Consider the following 19,756-nt stretch of genomic DNA (forward strand, 5'->3'; position numbering starts at 1 on the left):
GGGCCGCCTGCGCCTGACCGAGGTTCCTGCCGGGGTCGCCTGCGCCTGACCGGGGCTTTCGCCGGGGACGCGCCGCGCCGTCGGCGGGGGAGGGGGCTTGTCGCGCAGGTCGCACCGCCCGGCGCGCGGATCGGGGCACTCGCCGGACGGCCGTCCACCGTGGACGGGTAGCATCCGAGCGTCACAATTCATCCTTCGAGTAGGGGAAGGTCATGGCCCAGACTCCCGTAAAGGTCACCGTCACCGGCGCCGCCGGTCAGATCGGCTACGCGCTGCTCTTCCGCATCGCCTCGGGCCAGTTGCTGGGCGCCGACGTCCCGGTCAAGCTGAGCCTCCTGGAGATCCCGCAGGCCGTGAAGGCCGCCGAGGGCACCGCGATGGAGCTCGACGACTGCGCGTTCCCGCTGCTGAGCGGCATCGAGGTCACCGACGACCCGAACGTGGCGTTCGACGGCGCCAACGTCGCGCTGCTGGTCGGTGCCCGTCCCCGCAGCAAGGGCATGGAGCGCGGCGACCTCCTCCAGGCCAACGGCGGCATCTTCGGCCCGCAGGGCAAGGCGATCAACGACAACGCGGCCGACGACATCCGCGTGCTGGTGGTCGGCAACCCGGCCAACACCAACGCGCTCATCGCCCAGCAGCACGCCCCGGATGTCCCGGCCGAGCGCTTCACCGCGATGACCCGCCTCGACCACAACCGCGCGCTCTCCCAGCTCGCGGCCAAGCTGGGGGTCCCGGTCACCGAGATCAAGAAGATGACCATCTGGGGCAACCACTCCGCCACTCAGTACCCCGACCTCTTCCACGCCGAGGTCGGTGGCAAGATCGCCGCCGAGCTGGTCGACGAGACCTGGCTGCGCGACACCTTCATCCCCACCGTCGCCAAGCGCGGCGCCGCGATCATCGAGGCCCGGGGCGCGTCCTCGGCCGCCTCCGCCGCCAACGCCGCGATCGACCACGTCTTCGACTGGGTCAACGGCACCGCCTGGACCTCGGCCGCGATTCCCTCCGACGGTTCGTACGGCGTGCCGGAGGGCCTCATCTCGTCCTTCCCGGTCGCCTCGCGCGACGGCAAGTGGGAGATCATCCAGGGCCTGGAGATCGACGCCTTCTCCCGCGAGCGCATCGACGCCACGGTGCGCGAGCTGGAGGAGGAGCGTTCCGCGGTACGCGAGCTCGGCCTGATCTGACCTGGTCTGATCCGCTCGGCCTGACCTGATCGGCCTGATCCGATGGGTCCGACCCGATCGGTCCGGTCCGATCGGCCTGATCCGATCAGCCTGATCCGAGCCGTCACGCGAAAGGGGCCCCGGTGTGCCGGGGCCCCTTTCGCGTTCCCCGTGTCTTTCGCGGTCCAGGTCATCCCGTGCCGCCCGGCCCTCCGGCGCCCGCGCTTCCCGGCTTTCCCCGTGTGGACGACGGGCTTTCCCCGTGTGGACGACGGGAAAAGGCGGCGTGTCGATCATCGCGGAGCGGCGCGACCCGGCGTTCAATGATCACTTGTGGTCGGGGGATCGCTGTTCAGGGGGCACGCCACGGCGCGGATCGTCGCCGGGGCGATCTGTCTCGTGCTCGCGGCGGCACCCCGGGGGGCCCTCGCCTCACCCGACGACGACGGCTGGGGCGGCGCCGACCTTTCGGTGCGGCTGACGGCCTCCCCGAAGCGGGCGCAGCCCGGTCAGCCGCTGGCCTACCGCGCCGAGGTGCGCAACGACGGTCCCGGCGACGCGGTGCTTCCGCTGCTCACCGTACGGCTGCCCGAGGAGATGGCGGTGGTCGGCGTCAACGTCGCCGAGTGCCTGCCCGGGGCCGTGGCCGGAGAGGTGGTATGTCCCTCGCCGACGGACGTCCTGGCCGGGCAGAGCGGCGGGGTGACGATCGTCGGGGTGGTGCGGCCCGGTGCGCGGGGCCCGCTGAGGGCGGTCGCGACGCTCTCCTCCGAGGTCGTGGACGACGACGAGACGAACAACTCCTCCGAGACGCTGACCGAGGTGGACGAGGGTACGGACCTGGCCGTCAGGCTGTCGCGCGCGACGCGTGCGGGCCGCCTGGTCACCGTGGCGGCGGTGGTGCGCAACCGCGGGCCGCGGCGCGTCCACGACGCCGGGGTCCTCTTCGACACCGGCGGGGCGCGCCTGATGTCGGCGCGGGGCGCGCGCTGCGACTCCCACCCCGCCTACGTCGGGTGCAGGCTCCGTACGGTCGGCGCGGGCAGGCGGGTGAGCTTCATGCTCGCCTTCGTGGCCCGCGCGCACGCGCCACGGGCCGAGGCGACCGTCTACTCCCTGCGTCTGGGCGACCGCCGCCCGGCCAACAACACGGCCCGCCTCAGCCTGGGGTAGGCGCGGCCGGCCGGTCCGCGCCCGGCCCCGGCCGCGGGTTTCCGGGACCGGTGGCGCGGCCGGGGCGGCGGAGCGGGGCGGTGCCAGCTGAGCGGGGTGATGTCAGCCGAGCAGGGCGGCCCAGGCGTCGGCGACGACGTCGCGGACCGACGGGTGCTCGGGCTTCCAGCCGAGCTCGCGCTGGATCTTCTCCGACGAGGCCACCAGCACGGCCGGGTCGCCGGCGCGGCGCTCGCGCACGATCGCGGGGATCTCGTGGCCGGTCACCTCGCGGCAGACCGACAGCACCTCCTGGACCGAGAAGCCCGTCCCGTTGCCCAGGTTGTAGATCTTGTGCTCGCCCGGGGAGCAGGCGTCCAGCGCCAGCAGGTGGGCCCTGGCGAGGTCGGCCACATGGATGTAGTCGCGCACGCATGTGCCGTCGGGAGTGGGGTAGTCCGTGCCGAACACGCTGACCGACTCGCGCCCGCCGAGCGCGACGGCGAGGATGTTAGGGATCAGGTGGGTCTCCACGGTGTGACGTTCGCGGTAGACCCTGCCGTCCCCGGCGGTGTAGGCGCCGCCCACGTTGAAGTAGCGCAGGCTCACCGCGGCCAGGCCGTACAGCCCGGCGAACGTGCTCAGCGCGGTGTCGACGGCGAGCTTGGACGCGCCGTAGGGGTTGGTCGGCCGGGTCGGGTCGGTCTCCTCGATCGGGGAGCGCTCCGGCTCGCCGTACGTCGCGGCGGTGGAGGAGAAGACGATCCGGCCCACCCCGGCACCCCGCATGGCGTCGAGCAGGGCCAGGGTGCCGCCGAGGTTGTGCGCCCAGTAGAGGCCCGGCCGCTCCACGGACTCGCCGACCAGGGACTTCGCCGCGAAGTGGAGCACGGCGTCGGTGCCGGGCAGCAGGCCGGCGGCGTCGGTGATCGACCCCTCTACGAAGCGGGCGCCCGGCGGCACCGCGTCGGCGTGGCCGGTGGAGAGGTCGTCCAGCACGGTGACCTCGTGGCCCGCCTCGACGAGTTGCGCCGCCACGACCCCGCCGATGTATCCGGCGCCTCCGGTGACGAGCAGCTTCACGGAGCCTCCTGTTTGATGATGTTTGTACTTGTTTACTTTTGTAAGTCTATCGCCAGCATATGCTGGCACATCAAATATCGGCCACCGCCGGAACGGGCGACCGCCATGACGGAGACGATCTCGTGAACAGCGTCCTGGCGAACATCGCCCTGGTCATGCTCTTCGTACTGATCGGGGGATTCTTCGCCGCGGCGGAGATGGCCATGGTCTCCCTCAGGGAGAGCCAGGTCAGACGGCTCGACACCCGGGGCCGCAGGGGGGCGAGGGCCGCCAAGCTGGCCCGCGACCCCAACCGCTTCCTGTCCGCGGTGCAGATCGGCGTCACCGTGGCGACCATGCTCTCGGCCGCCTTCGGCGCCGACACCCTCGCCAAGGACCTCATCCCCGTGGTGACCGGCTGGGGGGTGCCGGAGGCCGTGACGGCCCCGCTCTCCCTGGTGCTGGTGACGCTGGCGATCTCGTACGCCTCGCTGGTCCTCGGCGAGCTGGCCCCCAAGCGGATCGCCAGGCAGCGCGCGGAGGGGATCTCCCTGCTGGTCGCGCCGTTCCTCGACCGGATGGCCGCGCTGTCGCGGCCGATCATCTGGGCGCTGTCCAAGTCCACCGACGGGGTCGTCAAGCTGCTCGGCGGCAACCCCGACGCCGACCGCGAGGAGATCTCCACCGAGGAACTGCGCGACATGGTGGTGGGCCACCAGGAGCTCACCGCCGACGAGCGCCACCTGATCGGGGAGGTGTTCGCGGCGGGCAAGCGGCAGCTTCGTGAGGTGATGCTGCCGCGCACCGAGGTGGAGTTCATGTCCGCCGACACGCGGCTGGCCGAGGCGGCGATCCTGGCCGCGGCCATGCCGCACTCCCGCTTCCCCGTCTACCGCGACTCCTACGACGACATCGTGGGCTTCGTGCACATCCGCGACCTGCTCGACCCGGTGCTGACCGGGTCCATCGAGCCGATCAGCGAGCTGGTGCCGATCCGCCCGGTCAAGCTGGTCCCCACCAGCAAGCGGCTGATGGCCACGCTGTCGGAGATGCGCAGGGAGGGGCACCACCTGGCGATCGTGGTCGACGAGTACGGCGGCACGGCGGGCATCGTCACCCTGGAGGACCTCGTCGAGGAGCTGATCGGCGACATCCGCGACGAGCACGACGTGGCGGACGAGCACGTCGCGCTGCCCGCGGGGGAGGTCGAGCTCGACGGGCTGGCCAACCTCGACGAGGTGGCGACCGAGAGCGGGATCCGCCTGGCCGACGGCCCGTACGAGACCCTCGGCGGGTTCGTCATGTGGGCGCTCGGCCACCTTCCCGCGCTCGGGGAGCGGGTGGAGATCCCGGGGTTCGACCTGACGGTCACCGACATGGACGGGCGCCGGGTCTCCCGGGTGAGGATCAAACGGAGCGCGCCGCGCCCGGAGACGCCGCCCGCCCCCGACAGCTGACGGGAGCGCCCCGCGCTCGGGGGCCGCGAGGTCACCTCGGCCTGCCCGCCGAACAGGCCGAGGAGCGCCCCGCGCGCGGGGGTGCCGCGAGCGGGGCGCTGCGCGGGGGTATCGCGAGCGAGGTGCCGTGCGGGGATGCCTCGAGCGGCGCGCCAAGCACTCCCGGCAGCTGACAGAATTGGCTGTTATGGCCAGTCCTCGTGTCCTGTCGGGAATCCAGCCGACCGCAGACTCCTTCCACCTGGGAAACTACCTCGGTGCCATCAGGCAGTACGTCGCCATGCAGGAGGGGTACGACGCCTTCTACTGCGTCGTCGACCTGCACGCGATCACCGTGGACTACCAGCCGGACGTGCTGCGCAGGCGCTCCAGGGTCGCCGCGGCCCAGCTCTTCGCCGCCGGTCTCGACCCCGAGCGCTCCACGGTCTTCGTGCAGAGCCACGTCCGCGAGCACACCGAGCTGGCCTGGGTGCTGATCTGCCTCACCGGAATGGGCGAGGCCGGGCGGATGACCCAGTTCAAGGACAAGGCGGCCAAGGCCGGTGAGAGCTCGGCGAGTGTCGGGCTGTTCACCTACCCGATCCTGCAGGCGGCCGACATCCTGCTCTACCAGGCCAACCGGGTCCCGGTCGGCGCGGACCAGAAGCAGCACCTGGAGCTCACCCGCGACCTCGCGCAGCGCTTCAACCACCGCTTCGGCGAGACCTTCACGCTGCCCGAGCCGCACATCGTCAAGGGGGTCGAGAAGATCACCGACCTCCAGGAGCCCACGGCGAAGATGTCGAAGTCGTCCTCCTCGCCCACCGGGATCCTCGACCTGCTGGAGCAGCCGGGGCCGCTCCGCAAGAAGATCATGCGTGCGGTCACCGACACCGGCTCCGAGGTCCTCGCCGACGACGAGAACAAGCCCGGCGTCACCAACCTGCTGCGCATCCAGTCCGCGCTGAGCGGCGTCCCGATCCCCGAGCTGGAGGCCCGCTACGCCGGGCAGGGGTACGGCACGTTCAAGAAGGACGTGGCCGAGCTCGTGGTCGACACCTTCACCCCGATCCGCGAGCGCACCGAGAAGCTGCTCGCCGACGAGGCCGAGCTCGACCGGCTGCTCGCCGTCGGGGCCACCCGGGCCCGGGCGGTGGCCGCCGAGACCATGGCCAGGGTGCGCGACCGCGTGGGGTTCCTGCCCACTTCCTGATCTTCCTTGGGCGGCCCGGGTGAGATCCTCGCCCGGGCCGTTTTCGGTACGGCCGTCCGCGTGGCCGAAGGTCCGGGCCCGCCCCCCGCCCGCTCCGTGGTCCCCCGTGTACGCACGGCCGCTTTTCCGCCGCCGTCCACGATCGGGACGGCGGTGACTGGGTAGGGGGCGCACGTGACAAGCCTGCTGGAACGCGTCCGATCGGCCCGTGAGCGATCCGGGAGGGCGCTCGGCGTGGCCCGGGTCAGGTGGCACTGGCTCGATCACCTGGTCAGGACCTTCCAGCGTTACCAGATCCAGTCCGGCGACCGGCTGGCGGGAGCGGTCAGCTACTTCGCCTTCCTGTCGTTCTTCCCGATCATCGCGCTGGCCTTCGCGGTCTTCGGCTACTTCCTCTCCGTCAGGCCCGACGCCATCGTGACCCTGCAGGCGGCGATCGACCAGTACCTGCCCGGCCTCGCCGACAAGCTGCCGATCCAGCAGATCGCCGGATCCCGGACCAGCGCCGGGGTGATCGGCCTGCTCGGGCTCCTGTACGCCGGGCTCGGCGCGATCGACGCGCTGCGCGGCGCGCTGCGCGAGATCTCCATGACGACCGAGTCGCCGCTCAACTTCGCCCTGGCCAAGCTGAGGGACCTGCTCGCGCTCGTGGTCGTCGGCACGACGATGGTGGCGTCGGTGCTGGTCGCCGGTTTCGCCACCCAGGCCAGCGGGGTCGTGGCCGGGTGGCTCGGGCTGTCGGGGTCGTTCGTGGCCACCGCCACCATCTGGCTCGCCGGGCTGGCGGTCAGCGTGCTCGCCGACGTCGTCGTCTTCCTGGTCATCCTGCGCGGGCTGGGCAGGTCCAGGCAGCCGTTGCCGGTGCTGCTGCGCGGGGCCCTGCTCGGCGCGGCCGGTTTCGCCCTTCTCAAGCAGCTCGCCGCGCTGATCCTCTCGGGCACCCTGAACAACCCCGTCTACGGGGTGTTCGCCGTGGTGGTCGGCCTGCTGGTCTGGATCAACTTCTCGGCCCGCGTGATCATGTACGCCGCCGCCTGGACCGCGACCGCCTCCCTGGGGCCTCCGCCCGACCCCACCCCGATCCCGGCGACCGCCATCCGCGCCTGAAGGCCCGTCGCCGCAAGCGATCGCCCCCTCTTCATATCCTGCTTTCCGATATATGCTGCAAGGCATGACTCCAAGGGTGATGACGGAGCCCGCGTTCCTCATCCTCACCGCGCTGGTCGACGAGCCGTGTCACGGCTACGGCATCGTGCGTGAGGTCGAGCGGCTGTCCGGCGGGCGGGTCCAGCTCAAGGTCGGCACGCTCTACGGCGTGCTCGACCGGCTGGCGGGCGACGGCCTGGTGGCCCTCGACCGAGAGGAGGTCCAGCAGGGGCGGTTGCGCCGCTACTACCGGCTCACCGACTCCGGCTCGCGGACGTTGGAGGCCGAGGCCGTCCGGCTCGCGGAGAACGCCCGGACCGCCGTCGACAGGCTCCGCGCCCGGAACGCCCGACCGGCCCCCGCCGGAGGCCCCGCGTGAGGGCGGGTGGGGAGACCCCGCGCGAGGGTGAGTCCCAGGTTCCGCGCGAGGGCGAGCGCGAGGTTCGGCGCGAGGGCGAGCGCGATGCTCTGCGTGAGGTCCCGAGCAAGACTCCGAGCAAGACTCCGAGCGAGACACCGAGCGAGACACCGAGCGAGACACCGAGCGAGACACCGAGCGAGACACCGAGCGAGACACCGAGCGAGGGCGATCGCGGGGACGAGCGGGAGGTCTCGCGTGCAGGAGATCGCGCGGTTCCGCATGAGGGCGAGCTTGGAAGTGCCGCGCCGACTAGCCTGCTGGAGGATCGTTACCGCCGCTGGCTGCGCCTGCTGCCCGCCTCCTACCGCGCCGAGCGCGAGGAGGAGATGGTCTCGGTGTTCCTGGAGGGCTCGCCGGGCGTCTCCGACGCCGACGGGCCCCGGCCCCGCTGGTCGGAGATCGCCAGTGTCGCCGCGCTGGCTGTCCGGGTCCGTCTCGGGGGAGCGGGCCACCCGGCGCCGAGGTTCCTCGCGTGGGGGGAGACGGTCCGCCTGATCGCCCTGCTGGGCCTGGGCCTCCAGGCGCTCCTCGGGGCCCTGGCCTTCACGATCACTCTGCGCGTGTACGGGGTGATCGGCGGGGTCGGGCCCTTGTTCGCCCAGGTGGAGCCTCCGGGATCGCCCGAGCGGCTCGTGGCCATCCTGGAAAGTCTCGCGGGCGCTCTCTGGTTCGCCCCGTTCGCGGCGCTCCTCGCCGGGCGCCCGCGCGCCGCCAGGGCGCTGGCGCTCCTCGCGCTCGTTCCGGAGGTGCCGTGGCTGGTCCGGGCGTTCCCGGCCGATCTCGGTGGCCCGTCCGCCTTCCTCGGAAGCGAGCTGGTCGGCCTGCTGCCGTCCCTGGTCACGGTGCTGGCCCTGTGGGCCGGTTTCCACCGGGACGCGCGGCCCGTGCGCCGGACGCTGTGGCTCCTGCTGCCTCCCCTCGCCGCCGGTGCCGCTCTCACCGCGCTGTACGAGGTGATCGCGTCCCCCGCGACCGCCGCCTGGATATGGCCGTGGATGGACGATCCCGGCCTGGCGAGCGCGCTCATCCTGGGCGCGGGTGTCGCGTACGGCTGCGTGCACGTGTACGCACCCGCCCGGCGCACCCCGTCGTGGCCGATCGCCCTGGCGATCCTGGCGCTGCCGATGTTGTGCGTCCGTCTGGCCGGGATGGAACACGGCGCCGACCTCGCCGACGAGATGAGCCGGACCATCACCCTCGTCATGTACGGCCAGGCGGCCCTGCTCCTGGTCTTCGTCGTCTGGAGCGCCGTCCTGGGGGTCAGGACCCTCCCGGCCGCACCGGTCCCGAGCCGCGAGGAACCGGCCGAGGGGTGACCGGGGCACCGGGAACGGGCGGACCGCCGCGATGAGGCCGTCCACCCGGACCGGGGCGGGCGATCCGTACCCGTACCCGCGCCCGGAGCGGGTGCTCCGGGCGCGACGAGGGTTCTCGGGGTCACCGTGCCCGGTGGGAGCGCCTGCGCAGGCCGTACACCAGCCAGGCCAGGCCGCCGAGCAGGGCGGCGCCGAGGGCGTAGAAGCCGATCGGGACGCCCTCGTCGGCGGGTCGCGCGGCGGCGGCCGGGTCCGGCGCGGAGACGGGGGCCGGGGCGGCGGGGGTCGCCGAGGCGGCGGGTCCGGTGGGCAGCGGGGCGGCTTCGGGGACCGGGTCGACCAGCCTCCCGACCGGGGTGACCTTGCCGCGGTTGGCGAAGCCCCAGTCGAGCAGGTCGGCGACCTCCTCCCAGAAGTAGCCGTCGTGGCGCATGATCGACACGATGACGGTGTGACCGTTGCGCTTGGCGGCGCCGACGAAGCTGCCCATGGCCTTGGACGTCCAGCCGTTCTTGACGCCGATCATGCCCTTGTAGCGCCAGAGCAGCTTGTTGTGGTTGCCGATCTCGTAGTAACCCTTGGGCGCGGGGAACTTGTCAGTCTTAGTGCTGATATATCGGCGAAAATCGGCGTTGGCCAGACCGGCGCGGGCGATGAGCGCCAGGTCGTAGGCCGAGCTGCTCTGGCCCGGCTTGTCCAGCCCGCTCGGAGTCTTGGCCACCGTGTCGAACGCCTGCAGCCGCTTGGCCTCGGCGTTCATGTCCGCCAAAGTCGTGGCCAGGCCGCCGTTGGCCTCGGCCAGCGCCATCGCGCAGTCGTTGCCCGAGACGAGCATCAGCGCCTTGAACAGGTCCTCGACGGTGTAGATGGGCTTGGTGACCAGGCCGACCGCGCTGCCCTCCTCGTTCACGGCGCGCCTGCTCGGCCTGATCTTCCGGTCCTTGTCCAGCTTCGGGATCAGGGTGAGGGCGGTCAGCGCCTTCAGCGTGCTCGCGGGAAGGTAGCGCCCGTGGGCGTCCTTGGCGGCCAGCACCTCACCGCTCTCGGCGTCGGCGATCACGTACGCCTTCGCGGCCGTCTTGGGCGGGGCCTTCACGCCCGCGGGGACGACGAGGCCCCGCCCTCCGAGCCGGATCCCGCCGACCGGTTCCCTCTCGCGCCGCGCGCGCGGACCCGCCGCGGAACCGGCTCCCGCGCGCGCGTCCGCCGAACCGGTACCCACACGTGCGTCCAGCGGACCCGTGCCCGCGCGCATGTCGAGCGGGCCGGTCACGGCTACGTCCGCGACCTGGGCCTGTACGGGCGCGCCGAGGAAGGCGGTGGCCGCGAGCAGCACCCCGACGGGCGCGACATGTTTGATCCCCATGATGATCTCAGGGTAGCTTCGTACCGGTTCGCATGGAGTTACAGGTGCCCTGACCAGGTACGAGCCACTCGGCGGAATACTGACATCATGCAAATGACACGAAAGATGGCTGTTTTTCTGATCGGCCTTGCCGCTTTCATGATCTTCGAATGGATCACCCTTGGCTTCAACCTCGCGGACGGCCATCCGAGGGCCTTCTACGTGGTCCACGGAATCCTGATCGCCGTCAACCTCGTGCTGGGGATCGTGCTCGGTGTGATCGGCCTACGCGGTCTGGCGCAGCGTGACCAGCGTCCTCCGGTGTAGCTCGGCGGCCTCCTCCGCGGAGTCGCCGATGCTGGTGAACCCGAGCTTGCCGTACTTCGGGATCCCGCCCAGCATGTGCAGCACGTTCCCGGTGCGCCTCTCGCGGTCGAAGCCGAGGCCCTGGTCGTGGACCAGCTTGACCACCTCCCCGGGGGTGCGGCCCCGCAGGGCGGGCGCGGCGCAGTTGTCGGTCGCCACGTAGTGTTTCGGCCGGCCCGCGTGCACGAGGGTGCCGCTCTCCGGGTCGTACGACGCGCCGGTGGTCAGGATCGCGGCGCCGAACGGATGGGTGGTGCCGCCGATGCGCAGGTTGATCTCGCACATCAGCGTGCGGTAGCCGCCGTCGGTCTTGACGGCGAAGAAGTCGATGCCGAACAGCCCCACCACGCCGCGGCCCGCGAGGATCCTGGCGATCCGCTCCGCGTGCGCGCCCAGCTCGGCCCGGTACTCCTGCCGGGCGGGGAAGGTGCAGCCCTGGTAGACGTCGCCGTTGGGACCGCCGAGGATCTGCTCGTGGGTGGCGACCACGTCGTAGGAGCCGCCGGGGGTGATCCGCGCCAGCGCGCTGGGGGAGTACAGCGGCCGGTCCTCGATGAACTCCTCGATCACCGCGCCCCGCTCGGCGACCTTCTCGGCGAACGTCGTCCAGTTCTCGTCCGCCGCGGAGAAACTCGTGGGGCAGGAGGCGAGCGGCCGGTCGTCCTTGGTCACGATGGCGTTGCCGAGCCCCGAGTAGCTGTTGTTGAGCTTGACCATCAGCTTGCTCGCGGGACCCAGCGCGCGGGCGGCGTGCTCCACCTCGATCATCGAGCGCAGGTCGCCGAAGCCCCTGACCAGCGGCACCCCGGCCTCGTCGCCGATCGTGCGCCCGCCGCTCTTGGACCCCAGGTGGGCGAGGGAGGTGGCGGGGCCGTAGATCGGCAGGGAGAGCATCTCGGCGAGGCGCTCCTCGTACTCGCTCACCACGAACGGCACCATCCAGGCGGCCCCGCCGTTCCCGCCGTTCCCGCCGTTCCCGGTGTCCTCGGCGTCGCCCTCACGGTGGCCGAGGGCGGCGCGGACGCGCGCGATCGCGTCCGGGCGGCGCAGCAGCGCCTCGGTGAGCGGATGCGTGTCGGGATCATCCAAACTGATCATTTGCAGGCGCGTGCGGGCCTCGTCGGGATCGTCGAGGAAACCGAGGTAGTAGTCCACGACCGCGCTGTCCACGGGGGTCGAGGTGAGGTAGACGACCTCGACCTTCGGCTTCCTCAGGGTGAGGAGAAGGAACAGCAGCCGCTCCTCGTAGCAGAGGGGGCCGGTGATCCTGCGCAGCTCATCCTGGGGCAGCGACAACGAGGGAAGGACCACCAGGGTGCCCTCGTCCGGTTCAAATATGCTCAAACGCGACTGCCTCTCCCCGAATGGGATGTTTGCGATCATGTGAGGAGTGAAACACGCATTTCTCCGGTTTGCATCACTCCGCCGGGTTCGATGACCGGCACCTGAGGTCACGTAAATTGCCAGGTCGGCGAGGTTTGGAAATGGCCCGGGGGCTACCGCCCGCCGGATCGGCCGCCACCTGCGCTAACCATCCTCCCATAGTCAATTTGGACTATCTTTCCTGGTCCTCCCGGGTCAGAAGGTGTACGAGTGGGGCATGGGGTGACAAAACATTTGGCGGAGATGTCGGCGAGCTGCTCGGGGGGAGAGATAAAGTCGATGTCATCGCCGACACGACGGCTTCCCCGGTCCTCCGGCCTGCCGTTTCCGGGTCGGCGACCGACCAGTCCGTGCTGATGCGGCCCGTGAGAACCCACTCCGGCCCGTCGGTGCGGCGATCGCTTTTTTCGAGACTGCCTCATGGGTTTCGAGATCCTGGGCAGTGGCACGGTGCGTCGAGGATCCAGGCCCGCCGGCGCGGATGGGACGGTGAGCAATGCGGGGGCGTAATTTGCGGGGAGAACTCGACACGTTCCTCGCCGGGCGCGAGCAGGAACTGATCAACTTCCGTCGAGACCTGCACATGCATCCCGAGCTCGCGTTCGCCGAATACCGCACGACGCAGCGCGTCGCCGAGCGGCTGACCGCCGCGGGGCTCGTCCCCCTGGTGCTGCCGCGCGGCACCGGCCTGCTCTGCGACGTCGGCAGCGGCGACGGCCCGACCGTGGCGCTGCGGGCCGACATCGACGCGCTGCCGGTGCCGGACGAGAAGGACGTCCCCTACAGCTCGACGGTCCCCGGCGTGTGTCACGCCTGCGGCCACGACGTGCACACCGCGATCCTGCTCGGCACCTCGCTCTTCCTCGCCCAGCAGGCCGAGGCCGGCCTGCTGCCCGGCCGGGTCCGGCTGATCTTCCAGCCCGCCGAGGAGCTTCCCGGCGGCGCGCTGGAGGTGATGGCCTCGGGCGGCATCAGCGGTGTCGACCGCATCTTCGGCCTGCACTGCGACCCCCGGCTGGACGTCGGCAAGGTCGGCCTCAAGGCGGGTCCCATCACCTCGGCCTGCGACAAGGTCACGATCAGGGTGAGCGGTCCCGGCGGGCACACCGCCCGGCCGCACCTCACCGCCGACCTCGTCTTCGCGCTCGCCAAGATCCTCACCGAGCTGCCCGCCGCGCTCTCGCGCCGGGTCGACCCCCGTTCCTCGCTCAGCCTGGTCTGGGGCCGGGTCGAGTCGGGCTCGGTGGCCAACGCCATCCCCGACGACGGCATCGCCGAGGGCACCGTGCGCTGCCTGGACGAGGCGGCCTGGCACGCGGCCCCCGACATGATCAAGTCGCTGCTGGAGTCGGTCGCCGGCGCGTACGGCGTCGAGGCCGAGATGGAGTACGTGCGCGGCGTGCCGCCGGTGGTCAACGACAAGATCAGCGTGCAGATGCTGGCCGAGGCCGCGGAGGGCGTGCTCGGCGAGGGCGCTCCCGCCCCGACGGAGCAGAGCCTGGGCGGCGAGGACTTCGGCTGGTACCTGGAGTCCATTCCCGGCGCGTTCGCCAGGCTCGGCACCCGCGAGCCGGGCTCGACGCACCTGGCCGACATCCACCAGGGCACCTTCGACGTGGACGAGACCGCCATCGCCGCCGGGGTGCGCTTCCTGGCGGCGACCGCCCTGACGGCCCTGTGGGAGGGACAGCGTCCCATCACGGGCGAGCCCCTGCTGGCCGCGAACGCCGACAACTAACCGGCCTTTGACATCTAGTCAGCTGAAAAGTCCGGACATATCCTAGGGAGCCGGTCGACGATCTCCGAAGACGGTCGTCGACCAGCCGACAGGCGGTCAACGCCAGGCTGCGGCGGCCATCCGGAGCTACCCACGGGTAGTCGTGCCCCGCTTCCTGGGTCACAAGGTGGCGTGAGCTGGATAACGGACCTGTTGCGGACTTGTGTGCTGGTTTGGTCAACCCTGATGGAGCAACTATCTTCCGTGCAGGGTTGCCGTGCGTCTCTTCGCGCGTGCACTGAAACGCGAAGGGAGTCCATCTTGCTTCAGAACCGATTCGGCAAGCTGGCCGCGACCGCACTGGCGGGCAGCATGCTCATGGGAGCTGCCGCGTGTGGTGGAAGCGAGGAACCGGCCACGTCGGCCGCGCCGAGCGGGGCCGCCAGCAGCGCGGCGCCGGCCGCGACGGGTCCGAAGGTCGGTCTGGCGTACGACATCGGCGGGCGTGGCGACCAGTCGTTCAACGACTCCGCGGCGGCGGGCATCGACAAGGCCAAGGCCGAGCTGGGCCTGGCCGAGGTCAGCGAGCTGGAGGCCGGTAACGGCGAGACCGAGGCGGCCAAGGAGGAGCGGCTGCGCCTGCTCGCCGACGGCGGCTTCAACCCGATCATCGCGGTGGGCTTCGCGTACTCCAACCCGGTCAAGAAGGTCGCGACCGAGTTCCCCGACGTCAAGTTCGCGATCGTCGACGACGCGGCGGCCGTCGCCCCCAACATCACGAACCTGCTCTTCGCCGAGCAGGAGGGTTCCTTCCTGGTCGGCGCCGCGGCGGCGCTGAAGAGCAAGAAGAACCACGTGGGCTTCGTCGGCGGCGTGCAGGTGCCGCTGATCAACAAGTTCGAGGCCGGCTTCATCGCGGGCGCCAAGGCCGTCAAGGCCGACGTGAAGGTCGAGGTCAAGTACCTCACCCAGCCGCCGGACTTCACCGGCTTCAGCGACCCGGCCAAGGGCAAGACCGCGGCCGAGGGCATGTTCGACGCGGGCGCCGACGTGGTCTACCAGGCCGCGGGCGGCTCCGGTGGCGGCGTGTTCGAGGCGGCCAAGGCCGCCAAGGGCCTCGCGATCGGCGTCGACTCCGACCAGGCGAAGACCGCCGCCCCCGAGCTGCAGAGCGTCATCATGACCTCCATGATCAAGAAGGTCGACGTCGCCGTCTTCGACTTCCTGAAGGGCTTCACCACCAACACGGTGAAGGCGGGCAGCACGGTCTACGACCTCAAGGCCGACGGCGTCGACTACTCCACCACCGGTGGCCAGGTCGACGACATCAAGGCCAAGCTCGACGAGTACAAGCAGAAGATCATCTCCGGCGAGATCACCGTTCCGGACAAGACCTCCTGACCTGGTACTAATGAGGGGCCCGGCGGACATTTCCCCCGGGCCCTTTGTCCTACTCTGACCATCACGTTCCGTATCGGGGCCATCCGTACGGAGGAGGCCGTCATCAGCACCTCGGCACCGGCCGTCGAGCTTGAGGGGATCACCAAACGATTCCCCGGCGTCGTCGCCAACCGTGACATCTCCCTTTCCGTACGGCAGGGGCACGTGCACGCCGTCGTCGGCGAGAACGGCGCGGGCAAGTCCACCCTCATGAAGATCCTTTACGGCATGCAGCGCCCGGACGAGGGGAAAATCCGCGTCAACGGCGAGGACGTGAGCTTCCGTTCCCCCGGTGAGGCGATCGCCGTGGGCATCGGCATGGTCCACCAGCACTTCATGCTGGCCGACAACCTGACCGTGCTGGAGAACGTGATCCTCGGCAGCGAGCCCCGCAAGGGCGGGATCGCCCTCGACTTCGGCACCGCGCGAAGAAGGATCCGGGAGATCTCCGACTCGTACGGCCTCGGCATCGACCCCGACGCCACCGTCGAGGACCTGGGCGTCGGCGCCCGCCAGCGGGTGGAGATCCTGAAGGTCCTCTACCGGGGCGCCCGGATCCTCATCCTGGACGAGCCGACCGCGGTGCTCGTGCCGCAGGAGGTCAAGGAGCTCTTCGCCAACCTGCGCGAGCTGGTCCGCGAGGGGCTGACGATCATCTTCATCTCGCACAAGCTGGACGAGGTGCTCTCGGTCGCCGACGCCATCACCGTCATCCGGCGCGGCACGACCGTGGCCAGCGTGAACCCCAAGGACGTGACCGCCAGGCAGCTGGCCGAGCTGATGGTCGGCAGCGAGCTGCCCAGCCCGGAGACCCGCGAGTCCACGGTCACCGACGTGGTGACGCTCTCGGTGCGCGGCCTGAGCGTCCACTCGGCCGAGGACCGATGCATCGTGGACGACGTCACCTTCGACATCCGCAGGGGCGAGGTGCTCGGCATCGCCGGGGTCGAGGGCAACGGCCAGGCCGAGCTGGTCGAGGCCATCATGGGCATGCGCCCGGCCGACGGCGAGATCCACCTCGGCGAGCACGACATCTCCGCCTGGACGACGCTGCGCCGCCGCGAGGCCGGCATCGGCTACATCCCCGAGGACCGCCACCGGCACGGCCTGCTGCTGGAGGCCCCGCTCTGGGAGAACCGGATCCTCGGTCACCAGACCCGGCGGCCCAACGTCAAGGGCCCCTGGATCGACCGCGCGGGGGCGCGCGAGGACACCCGGCGCATCGTCGAGGCGTACGACGTCCGGACCCCGGGCATCGACGTGGACGCCGCGGCCCTGTCCGGCGGCAACCAGCAGAAACTGATCGTCGGCCGGGAGATGAGCGGGGAGCCCGTCTTCCTGATCGCCTCCCACCCGACGCGCGGCGTCGACGTGGGTGCCCAGGCCGCGATCTGGGACCACCTGCGCGCGGCGCGCGCCGCGGGCCTGGCGGTCCTGCTGATCTCGGCCGACCTCGACGAGCTCATCGGCCTGTCGGACACCCTGAAGGTGATCCTGCGCGGCCGGATCGTCGCCGAGGTCGATCCCAAGGACGTGACACCCGAGCGGCTCGGTTCGGCCATGACGGGTGCTGGAGAGGCGGCATGAACACCCACGTAGCGCACACGCCCCCGGGGACGCGCGGCATGAACATCCAGGTGGCGCACACACCCCCGGGGACGCGCCGATGAGCCGGGAAAAGTCCACCTTCGCCGACCGGTTGCTCGGACGGGTCTCGCCGGCGGGGCTGCTCTCGCTCGCCGCCCCGCTCGTCGCCATCGTGTTCGCCGCGCTGATCACCATGGTCATCCTGTCGATCACCGGCGCCCCGCCGCTCGACACGCTGGTCATCATGGGCGAGTACGGCATCCGGCCGCGCTCGATCGTGCTGACCCTGAACTACGCGACGACCTACTACCTGTCCGCGCTCGCGGTGGCGATCGGGTTCAGGATGAACCTCTTCAACATCGGCGTCGACGGTCAGTACCGCCTGGCGGCGCTCACCGCCGCGGCCGTGGGCGGCGCGGTCACCCTGCCCGCCCCGCTGCACGTCGCGCTGATCATCTTCGTCGCCGTGCTGGTCGGCGCCGGATGGGCGGCGATCGCCGGGCTGCTCAAGGTGCGGCGCGGGGTGAGCGAGGTCATCTCCACGATCATGCTGAACGCCATCGCCACCTCGGTCGGTTTCTGGCTGCTCAACAAGGAGCGCTTCGCCGTCGAGGTCGGGGGCAGCAACAACATCGGCACCAGGCCGATCGGCCCCTCCGGCCAGGTGCCCGGCCTGGAGATCATCTCCGGCACCCAGACGAAGGTGTTCGGCCTGATCGTCCTGTCGGTCGTGATGGGCGTCCTCTACCACGTGGTGATCAACCGGACGCGCTTCGGCTTCAACCTGCGCGCCACCGGCCGCTCGGAGTCGGCGGCGGTGGCCAGCGGCGTGAACGTCAAGCGGATGGTCCTCGTCTCGATGATCCTGTCCGGCGGCGTGGCGGGCCTGGTCGGCATGCCGCAGCTGCTCGGCGCCTCCTACAGCTACAGCCTGGACTTCCCCACCGGCCTCGGCTTCACCGGCATCGCGATCGCGCTGCTCGGCAGGAACCACCCGGTCGGCATCGCGTTCGGCGCCCTGCTGTGGGCCTTCCTCGACACGTCCGCGGGCATCCTGCAGCTTCAGAAGATCTCCCCGGACATCGTCACCATCATGCAGGGCACGATCGTGCTCTCGGTGATCATCGCCTACGAGCTGGTCCACCGCTACCAGATCTCCGCCGAGCAGCGCCGGGTGAGCCGCCAGCTGGCGGACGCCACCTCGAACAGGGAAGGAGCGCCGGTATGAGCCAGGGTGCCCTCACCACGCCGGAGGCTCCCCTCCTGGAGCCGAAGACCCCCGCCCGCAGGTTCAGGGTCACCTGGCAGGTCCTGCTGCTCGGTCTCGGCGTGCTCGTCCTGCTGCTGTCGTTCGCGCGGACCGTCACCGGCGCCGTCGACCTCACCTCCGCGGGCGCGATCAACGCCTCCGTCGCGCTCGCCATCCCCATCGGCCTCGCCGGTCTGGGCGGCCTGTGGGCCGAGCGGGCCGGGGTGGTCAACATCGGCCTCGAAGGCATGATGATCATGGGCACCTGGTGCGGGGCCTGGGGCGCGCTCCAGTTCGCCAACCCGTGGGCGGGCGTCCTCGCGGGCGCGATCGGCGGGGCCCTGGGCGGGCTGCTGCACGCGATCGCCACCGTGACGTTCGGCGTCGACCACATCATCTCCGGTGTCGCGATCAACATCCTGGGCCTGGGCGTCACCCAGTTCCTGTCCAAGGTCACCTTCGCCGAGATGCCGGGCGGCGGCGACTCCCAGTCGCCCCCCGTGCCCAAGCCCGGCGTGGTGAGCGTGCCGTGGATCGGTGACCCGCTGCGGACGCTGGAGGCCAAGCAGTGGTTCCTGCTGTCGGACGTGGCGGGCATCCTGCGCGGCCTGACCACGAACGTCTCGCTGCTCACGATCCTGGCGATCCTGCTCGTCCCGCTCTCGTACTACCTGCTGTGGCGTACGGCGTTCGGCCTGCGCCTGCGCTCCTGCGGGGAGAGCCCGGTGGCCGCGGAGTCGCTGGGCGTCAACGTCTACACCTACAAGTACATCGCGGTGCTCGTCTCCGGCGCCCTGGCGGGCCTGGGCGGCGCGTTCCTGGCGCAGGTGGCCGCGAGCGCCTACCGCGAGGGACAGACCGGCGGGCGCGGCTTCATCGGCCTCGCCGCCATGATCTTCGGTAACTGGCGGCCCGGTGGGCTGGCCGGGGGCGCCGTGCTGTTCGGCTACACCGACGCGCTCCAGCTGCGCAGGGGCGGCGAGTCGGTGCACGCGCTGCTGCTCGTGGTGACGATCCTGCTCGCCGCGGTCGCCGTCTACCAGCTCGTACGGCAGCAGCGGACGCGGGCCGCGCTGATCACCGGGGTCGCGACGGTCGCGGTGTTCGTGGTGTTCGCGCTGACCGACACCATCCCCTCGGAGTTCACCTCCGTCACCCCGCACATCACCACGTTGCTGGTGCTGTCGCTGGCGGCGCAGCGGCTCCGCCCGCCGGCCGCCGACGGCGTGCCGTACCGCAGGGGACAGGGGAAGTGACCGTCACGCGCACCTCACGAGCGGATCTGATTCGATGAGTACCGAGACGGGTGGTGAGATCGAGATGAGCGGCGAAGCGGGCAGTGAGACGGGTGCCGGGACGGTCATCGACTGGGCGGCGCTGAAGGCCGAGGCCGTGCGGGCCATGGGGCACGCCTACGCCCCCTACTCCAAGTTCCCCGTCGGTGCCGCCGCGCTGGTGGACGACGGGCGGATCGTGTCCGGCTGCAACGTCGAGAACGCCTCCTACGGCATCGGACTGTGCGCCGAGTGCGGGCTGGTGTCCTCGCTGCGGGCCACGGGCGGCGGCCGTCTCGTCGCGTTCACCTGCGTCGACGGGCACGAGGAGCTCCTCATGCCGTGCGGCAGGTGCCGCCAGCTCCTGTACGAGTTCGGCGGCCCCGAGTTGTTGCTGGAGACCATCGACGGCCCGAAGCCGATGGCGGAGATCCTCCCCTACGCCTTCGGGCCCGACGACCTGAGCCGGGGGGCCTGACC

Annotated in this window: 17 protein-coding genes; 14 read left to right on the forward strand and 3 right to left on the reverse strand. The window is 70.8% G+C overall.

The features are described from left to right. Window positions 1-212: 212 nt before the first annotated feature. Complete coding sequence (locus ACFYWM_RS18410) at window positions 213-1,190, forward strand: malate dehydrogenase (RefSeq protein ID WP_389916086.1); 978 nt, start codon at window positions 213-215, stop codon at window positions 1,188-1,190. Window positions 1,191-1,502: 312 nt separating this feature from the next. Beyond that, window positions 1,503-2,342, forward strand: coding sequence for a hypothetical protein (locus ACFYWM_RS18415; protein ID WP_389916089.1), 840 nt, complete (start codon window positions 1,503-1,505; stop codon window positions 2,340-2,342). Window positions 2,343-2,444: 102 nt separating this feature from the next. Here the strand turns inward: ACFYWM_RS18415 and galE are convergent, their stop codons facing one another. After that, on the reverse strand, window positions 2,445-3,404 hold the full coding sequence (gene galE / locus ACFYWM_RS18420; protein WP_389916092.1) for a UDP-glucose 4-epimerase GalE: 960 nt from the start codon (window positions 3,402-3,404) through the stop codon (window positions 2,445-2,447). A gap of 122 nt (window positions 3,405-3,526) precedes the next feature. On the opposite strand from galE, the gene ACFYWM_RS18425 reads away from it, so the two are divergent. The 5 genes from ACFYWM_RS18425 (at window position 3,527) to ACFYWM_RS18445 (ending at window position 8,915) form a co-directional block, all read left to right on the forward strand. Next, on the forward strand, window positions 3,527-4,840 hold the full coding sequence (locus ACFYWM_RS18425) for a hemolysin family protein (protein WP_389916094.1): 1,314 nt from the start codon (window positions 3,527-3,529) through the stop codon (window positions 4,838-4,840). A gap of 187 nt (window positions 4,841-5,027) precedes the next feature. Continuing rightward, complete coding sequence (gene trpS / locus ACFYWM_RS18430; RefSeq protein ID WP_389916097.1) at window positions 5,028-6,032, forward strand: tryptophan--tRNA ligase; 1,005 nt, start codon at window positions 5,028-5,030, stop codon at window positions 6,030-6,032. A 174-nt stretch (window positions 6,033-6,206) separates the two neighbouring features. Then, complete coding sequence (locus ACFYWM_RS18435) at window positions 6,207-7,139, forward strand: YihY/virulence factor BrkB family protein (RefSeq protein ID WP_389916100.1); 933 nt, start codon at window positions 6,207-6,209, stop codon at window positions 7,137-7,139. 64 nt (window positions 7,140-7,203) lie between these two features. After that, window positions 7,204-7,557, forward strand: coding sequence for a PadR family transcriptional regulator (locus tag ACFYWM_RS18440; protein WP_389916103.1), 354 nt, complete (start codon window positions 7,204-7,206; stop codon window positions 7,555-7,557). Continuing rightward, window positions 7,554-8,915 (forward strand): hypothetical protein, encoded by a 1,362-nt coding sequence (locus ACFYWM_RS18445; protein WP_389916106.1) that lies wholly within the window; start codon window positions 7,554-7,556, stop codon window positions 8,913-8,915. Before ACFYWM_RS18440 ends, ACFYWM_RS18445 begins: the two co-directional genes overlap by 4 nt. 121 nt (window positions 8,916-9,036) lie before the next feature. Here ACFYWM_RS18445 and ACFYWM_RS18450 read toward each other — a convergent pair whose 3' ends face one another. Continuing rightward, on the reverse strand, window positions 9,037-10,281 hold the full coding sequence (locus ACFYWM_RS18450; protein WP_389916109.1) for a D-alanyl-D-alanine carboxypeptidase family protein: 1,245 nt from the start codon (window positions 10,279-10,281) through the stop codon (window positions 9,037-9,039). Window positions 10,282-10,386: 105 nt separating this feature from the next. On the opposite strand from ACFYWM_RS18450, the gene ACFYWM_RS18455 reads away from it, so the two are divergent. Continuing rightward, window positions 10,387-10,587, forward strand: coding sequence for an SCO4848 family membrane protein (locus ACFYWM_RS18455; RefSeq protein WP_389916112.1), 201 nt, complete (start codon window positions 10,387-10,389; stop codon window positions 10,585-10,587). Here ACFYWM_RS18455 and ACFYWM_RS18460 read toward each other — a convergent pair. Then, window positions 10,546-11,970, reverse strand: coding sequence for a peptide ligase PGM1-related protein (locus ACFYWM_RS18460; RefSeq protein ID WP_389916115.1), 1,425 nt, complete (start codon window positions 11,968-11,970; stop codon window positions 10,546-10,548). The two genes, ACFYWM_RS18455 and ACFYWM_RS18460, sit on opposite strands and share 42 nt — an antisense overlap. Window positions 11,971-12,505: 535 nt before the next feature. On the opposite strand from ACFYWM_RS18460, the gene ACFYWM_RS18465 reads away from it, so the two are divergent. The 6 genes from ACFYWM_RS18465 to ACFYWM_RS18490 all read left to right on the forward strand — a co-directional run bounded on the left by ACFYWM_RS18465 (window position 12,506) and on the right by ACFYWM_RS18490 (window position 19,754). After that, window positions 12,506-13,747 (forward strand): M20 family metallopeptidase, encoded by a 1,242-nt coding sequence (locus ACFYWM_RS18465; protein WP_389916118.1) that lies wholly within the window; start codon window positions 12,506-12,508, stop codon window positions 13,745-13,747. A gap of 300 nt (window positions 13,748-14,047) precedes the next feature. Next, entirely contained in the window at window positions 14,048-15,127 is a 1,080-nt protein-coding gene (locus tag ACFYWM_RS18470) for a BMP family protein (RefSeq protein WP_389916121.1), read from the forward strand. Between the two features lie 102 nt (window positions 15,128-15,229). Then, on the forward strand, window positions 15,230-16,753 hold the full coding sequence (locus ACFYWM_RS18475; protein WP_389916519.1) for an ABC transporter ATP-binding protein: 1,524 nt from the start codon (window positions 15,230-15,232) through the stop codon (window positions 16,751-16,753). Between the two features lie 79 nt (window positions 16,754-16,832). Continuing rightward, complete coding sequence (locus tag ACFYWM_RS18480; RefSeq protein ID WP_389916124.1) at window positions 16,833-17,981, forward strand: ABC transporter permease; 1,149 nt, start codon at window positions 16,833-16,835, stop codon at window positions 17,979-17,981. Next, on the forward strand, window positions 17,978-19,258 hold the full coding sequence (locus ACFYWM_RS18485) for an ABC transporter permease (protein WP_389916128.1): 1,281 nt from the start codon (window positions 17,978-17,980) through the stop codon (window positions 19,256-19,258). Before ACFYWM_RS18480 ends, ACFYWM_RS18485 begins: the two co-directional genes overlap by 4 nt. Before the next feature lie 64 nt (window positions 19,259-19,322). Further along, a complete protein-coding gene (locus ACFYWM_RS18490; protein WP_389916521.1) occupies window positions 19,323-19,754 on the forward strand; it encodes a cytidine deaminase in 432 nt (143 codons plus the stop codon). Window positions 19,755-19,756 lie beyond the last annotated feature (2 nt).

The organism is Streptosporangium sp. NPDC002721, from assembly GCF_042888905.1.
In the GTDB taxonomy this organism is placed as follows: domain Bacteria; phylum Actinomycetota; class Actinomycetes; order Streptosporangiales; family Streptosporangiaceae; genus Streptosporangium.